We start from the raw sequence: 5,418 nt of genomic DNA on the forward strand, positions 1-5,418 counted from the left end.
GGGGTGTGGGGGGGTGGGGGGGGGCGCGCCCGCGGGGCCGGCACTACCGGGGTCCGTCCGGTGGGGTCGGGAGCCGGCCAGCGGCCGGCACTACCTGGGTGCGTCCGGTGGGGTCGGGAGCCGGCCAGCGGCCGGCACTGCCTGGGTGCGTTCCTCAGGGCTTGTTGAGGAAATTATTGGCCAGCAGGTCACGCACCTCCCCCACCCGGCCGCTCAACAGGGCCTTGGCCGCGTACAGCGCGGTGCCGGCCACCTGCTTGGCCTCCACCTGCGGCGGCATCACCAGTTCGGTGGGGCTGGTATGCACGTCCAGCAGCGCCGGTCCGGGGTGGGCCAGGAAGTCCTTGACCGCCTGCTCCAGGTCTTCCGAGCGGGTCACGGTGCGCCCATGGAAGCCGATCACCTCGGCCAGGCGGCCGAAATCGGGGTTCTTCAGGTCGGTGTAGTTGTCCAGCAGGCCTTCCACCTTCTGCTCCAGCTCCACGAAATTGAGCGAGCTGTTGTTGTAGACCACCACCTTGATCGGCAGGTCTTCCTGCACGGCGGTCAGCAGGTCGCCGAGCAGCATGGCGATGCCGCCGTCACCGGAGAGCGAGATCACCTGCCGCCCCGGGTAGGCCTTCTGCAGGCCCAGCGCCTGCGGCATGGCATTGGCCATCGTGCCGTGCAGCAGGCTGGTCAGGGTGCGGCGGCGGCCATTGGCGCGGATGTGGCGCAGGATCCACACCATCGGCGAGCCGCCGTCGGCGGTGAACAACGCATCGTCGCTGGCATGCCGGTCGATCAGCGCGGTGAGGTGCTGGGGATGGATCAGGCTGCCCTCGCCGGGCTGCTCTTCGCGGGCACGTGTGGCCAGCGCCTTGTCGCGGTGGGTGATGCATTCGTCCAGGAAGCTGCGGTCCTCGCGTGGCGGCAGCATCGGCAGCAGGGCCTCGAGCGTGGGGCCGATGTCACCGACCACGCCCAGGTGCACCGGATGGCGGCGGCCGAGATGGCTGCCGTCGTGGTCCACCTGGATGATCGTGGCCTTGTCCGGGTAGTACTGGCCCCAGGCGAAGTCGGCCCCGAGCAGCAGCAGCGTGTCGCAGGCCATCAGCGTGTGGTAACCCGATTCGATGCCGAAGATGCCGGTCATGCCCATGTTGTACGGGTTGTCATGCTCCACGAAATCCTTGGCCCGCGAGGTATGCGCGATCGGCGCGTTGAGCCGCGCGCCGAGTGCCACCAGCGCATCGTGGGCGTGCTCGCAGCCGGCACCGGCGTAGATGCCCACGCGCTTGCCCTCGCCGATCAAGGCCGCGATGCGCTGCAGTTCCTCGTCGCTGGGCCGCAACACCGGCTGGGTGTAGTGCACCGAGAACGGCACGTCGTGCTTCACCACGGCCTCGCTGATGTCCGCCGGCAGGATCACCACGGCCACCCCGCGCCGGCTGATCGCCGCCTGGCAGGCGAGTGCCACCACGCGGCGCGCCTGCTCGGGGCTGTGCACCTGCTCGCAGAACACGCTGCAGCCGGCATACACCGCCTTGAAATCCACTTCCTGCGGGAACTCCATGCCCAGCTCGGCGGTGACCACCTGGCTGGCGATCAGCACCATCGGGGCGCGGTTGCGGTTGGTCTCGAACACGCCGTTGATGAAATGCAGCCCACCCGGCCCGCACGAGCCGGCGCACGCGGTAAGCCGCCCGCTGATCAGCGATTCGGCGCCGGCGGCGAACGCGGCCACCTCTTCGTGGCGCATGTGCACCCAGTCGATCTCGCTGCGATGGATGGCATCGGTGACGTAGTTGAGGGTGTCGCCGACGATGCCGTAACAATGACGGACACCGGCAGCCTGCAGGGTTTCAACCACGATTTCGGCAACGCGCTTGCTCATGGGGGGAACGTCCACGACCGGGGGGAACGCTCAGGGTAGACCCGGCAAAGTGATCCCCATGTGCGAATCGCCGCGGTTCAGGGGTTGGCGTCGACCCAGCCCAGGATGTCGCCCCGCGATGGGTTGGCATAGCGCACCTTCACCCAGCCGTCCTGTTCGTCGAGCAGTTCAACGCGGTCATCGCGCACCAGGTAGCGACGCGTGGCGGTGTCGCCCGGCCGGGCATGCAGCGGCACCCGTGCCGGCACCACCTGGCCACTGAGGGCCAGCAGCCCATGTCCATGGTCGGGCGCCACCAGGCCGTCGCCGATCGCGGTGTCCAGCACCTTGCCGGCGGGATCGAAGGTGGTCCAGACCGCCATCGGGCCGCTGTCGGCGGTCTGCTTGACGAAGATCGTCGCCTCCAGTGCATCGCCCAGCATCAGCAGGCGCTCGGCGCGATACAGGTACAGCCGTCCGTCGTGGTAGCGGTACTGGTCCACGTACCACATCGGGCCACTGCGGCAACTGCTGCTCAACGTGCGGTGGGCGGCGTCCACGTCCAGCCCCATCAGCCCGCCGCATTGGGCGTGCGGGCTGTCCGGCGGCGCCAGGGGCACGAAGCGTGCCTGCGCCGGATCGAACCGGTACACCGCCACCGCCTCGTTGACCTGGCCGACCGCCGCGCGGGCCACCAGTTCGGGGCGGCCATCGAAATCGACATCCAGCGCGCCCAGGCGTGCGTCGCCATCGGCATCGGCCACGCCCTCCAGCCGCTGCTGGCGGCCCGAGGGCAGCACCACGGCCAGGCTGCCCTGCGCATCCACGCGCGCGGTGGCGACCTGGCCCGGCCCCAGCGTGATGCGCAGCGTGGCGTCCTCCGCCGCGCCGGCCGTGGCGGCCACGCCCATTCCCAGCAGCGCGGCGCACACCGCCGCAAGACACCCAACGTTGACCTTGCCCATGCATCGCTCCTGCCGCGCCACCCTGGCCCGGCTACCTCAGAACGATACTTCAACCGCCTGCTGCGCCCACAGCACCGACTGGTGCCCGGTGGCCTGCTTCCACGCCAGGCGGATGGCCTCGATGTCGGCGCGGCGCTGCGGGGTGTTTTCGTGCAGCACCACCAGCACCTTGGTGCGCAGGCGGTTGGGCTCGGCCGCGCCGCGGAACAGCCACTGGCCGTACGCATCGAACACGGTCAGGCCGTAGGGAAAGCGCGGGGTGACCTGCTTGTCCAGGAACGCGCGCCACTGGGCCTCGGTGATGGCATCGGTCTGCTTGCGCTCGGAGCTGCCGCTCTCCTCGCCCACGCCGAAATACAGCTCGCTGCGCACCCAGCCGGCGGCGGCGTCGGGGCGCGCGGCATCGCCCTGCAGGGTGGCGGTGGCGGTGGCGGGTGTCGGAGCGACCGGCTTGGCGGCCGGGGCGGCGGTTGCGCAGCCGCTGGCGGCCAGCACCAGGGCGAACAGAACGGCATAGGACTTCATCGAAAGACTCCAGGGCATGCGGGCGTACAGGGGGAGGAAGCGTGCAGGACATCGGCCTGGCGCGCAGATCACCAACGGCTATCTGCTGATGACCAAAGGCGATGGGACTTGCGTCACAGCACCCATCACGCCAAGATAATATATCGCTTCATCCGGATAGATGTAACTGTAACTATCCTTCGCCTCCCGATCCACCCCTCCCCCCCGTCGTCCCGCTGGAGTCCGCATGTCCCGTCCGTCCGCGTCGCGCCTTGGCCTTGCCATCGCGCTCGTCCTCTCCTCCCCCCTGCTCGCCCAGGATGCACATGCGCAGGACGCGCCCGGCTCGGCCACCACGCTGGACACCGTGATCGTCACCGGCACCCGTGCGGTGGATCGCACCGTGCTCGAATCCACCTCCCCGGTGGACGTGCTCACCGCCGAGGACATCCGCAAGGCCGGCGTGGTCAACGGCGAGCTGGGCAGCGCGCTGCAGGCGCTGCTGCCCTCGTTCAACTTCCCGCGCCAGTCCAACTCCGGCGGCGCCGACCACATCCGGGCCGCCCAGCTGCGTGGGCTGTCGCCAGACCAGGTGCTGGTGCTGGTCAACGGCAAGCGCCGCCACAGCAGCGCCCTGGTGAACACCGACAGCAAGATCGGCAAGGGCACCACGCCGGTCGATTTCAACGCCATCCCGGTCAGTGCGATCAAGCGCATCGAGGTGCTGCGCGACGGCGCCGGCGCGCTGTACGGGTCCGATGCCGTGGCCGGGGTGATCAACGTGATCCTCGATGACGCGCCGGAAGGGGGCGCGTTCGAGGCCAGCTTCGGTGTCAACCACACCGACCTCAAGCCGATCGACCGCACCGTCACCGACGGCCAGACCAGCTATGCCAGCGCCAAGGTCGGCACCCGGCTGGGCGAGGATGGCGGCTTCCTGCGCGTGGGCCTGGAGCTGAAGAACCACGAAGGCACCAACCGCGCCGGCTTCGACCAGATCCCGCCGTGGGACCAGAGCGATGCCAACCTGGCCCTGCAGGGCAAGCGCAACTACGTGCTGGGCGACGGCAAGACCCGTGACCTGAACGCCTGGATCAACAGCGAGCTGCCGTTCGGGCAGACCTCCAAATTCTATTTCTTCAGCACCTTCAACCAGCGCGACAGCGAAGGCGCCAACTACTTCCGCTATCCCGACAGCGACGCCAACTGGGCCCAGGTCTACCCCAACGGCTACCGCCCGATCTCCGAAGGCGAGAACCGCGATGTGCAGGCCGTGGCTGGCGCCAAGGGCCAGTGGGGCGAGTGGAACTACGACGCCAGCCTGGACTACGGCAGCAACGCCTTCACCTACCGCCTGCGCAACTCGCTCAACGCATCGCTGGGCCCGACCAGCCCGACCCGTTTCAAGACCGGCGACTACCGCAACGACCTGACCGTGGCCAACCTCGACCTGGGCCGGGTGTTCAGCCAGGGCGAGAACATCACCCACAGTCTCGGCCTGGGCGTGGAAGCGCGGCGCGATCACTACCAGACCCGTCCGGGCGACCCGAGCAGCTATGCCGCCGGCCCGTTCACCGACCGGCCGACCGGCTCGCAGGCCGGTGGCGGGCTCACCCCGCAGGATGCCACCTCGCTCTCGCGCGATGTCGCCAGCGCCTATGCCAGCCTCTCCAGCCAGTTCGGCGAGCACTTCTCCAGCGACCTGGCCGCGCGCTACGAACACAGCGACGACTACGGCGGCGAACTCACCGGCAAGCTGGGCCTGCGCTATGAATTCACCCCGGCCTTCGCGCTGCGCGGCGCGGTGTCCAACAACTTCCGCGCCCCCTCGCTGGGCCAGATCGGCTACGAATCCACCTCCACCGGCTACAACGCGGCCGGCCAACTGGTGCAGGGCCGGGTGCTGTCGGTGAACAACCCGATCGCGCGTGGCCTGGGCGCGGCGGACCTCAAGCCGGAGAAGTCGCTCAACACCAGCCTGGGCTTCACCAGCCGCATCGGCGACCACTTCGATGTGTCGCTGGACTTCTTCCAGATCGACATCGACGACCGCATCGCGCTGTCGGAGAGCATCACCGGCGATGCGCTCACCGA

Annotated in this window: 4 protein-coding genes; 1 reads left to right on the top strand and 3 read right to left on the bottom strand. The window is 69.0% G+C overall.

Features of this window, described 5'->3' with window-relative positions; genetic code table 11:
• Nucleotides 1-154: 154 nt before the first annotated feature.
• The 3 genes from RSA25_RS18805 to RSA25_RS18815 all read right to left on the bottom strand — a co-directional run bounded on the left by RSA25_RS18805 (nucleotide 155) and on the right by RSA25_RS18815 (nucleotide 3,345).
• Complete coding sequence (locus tag RSA25_RS18805; RefSeq protein WP_332810351.1) at nucleotides 155-1,876, bottom strand: thiamine pyrophosphate-dependent enzyme; 1,722 nt, start codon at nucleotides 1,874-1,876, stop codon at nucleotides 155-157.
• A 77-nt stretch (nucleotides 1,877-1,953) separates the two neighbouring features.
• Nucleotides 1,954-2,820, bottom strand: a complete 867-nt coding sequence (locus RSA25_RS18810) for an SH3 domain-containing protein (protein ID WP_332810352.1) — start codon at nucleotides 2,818-2,820, stop codon at nucleotides 1,954-1,956.
• A gap of 36 nt (nucleotides 2,821-2,856) precedes the next feature.
• Nucleotides 2,857-3,345, bottom strand: coding sequence for a DUF3574 domain-containing protein (locus RSA25_RS18815; protein WP_332810353.1), 489 nt, complete (start codon nucleotides 3,343-3,345; stop codon nucleotides 2,857-2,859).
• Nucleotides 3,346-3,571: 226 nt separating this feature from the next.
• Here RSA25_RS18815 and RSA25_RS18820 point away from each other — a divergent pair.
• Nucleotides 3,572-5,418, top strand: a 1,847-nt coding sequence (locus RSA25_RS18820) for a TonB-dependent receptor (protein ID WP_332810354.1), incomplete at its 3' end; no start/stop codon positions are given.

The organism is Stenotrophomonas sp. (assembly GCF_036662295.1).
Classification (GTDB): Bacteria; Pseudomonadota; Gammaproteobacteria; order Xanthomonadales; family Xanthomonadaceae; genus Stenotrophomonas.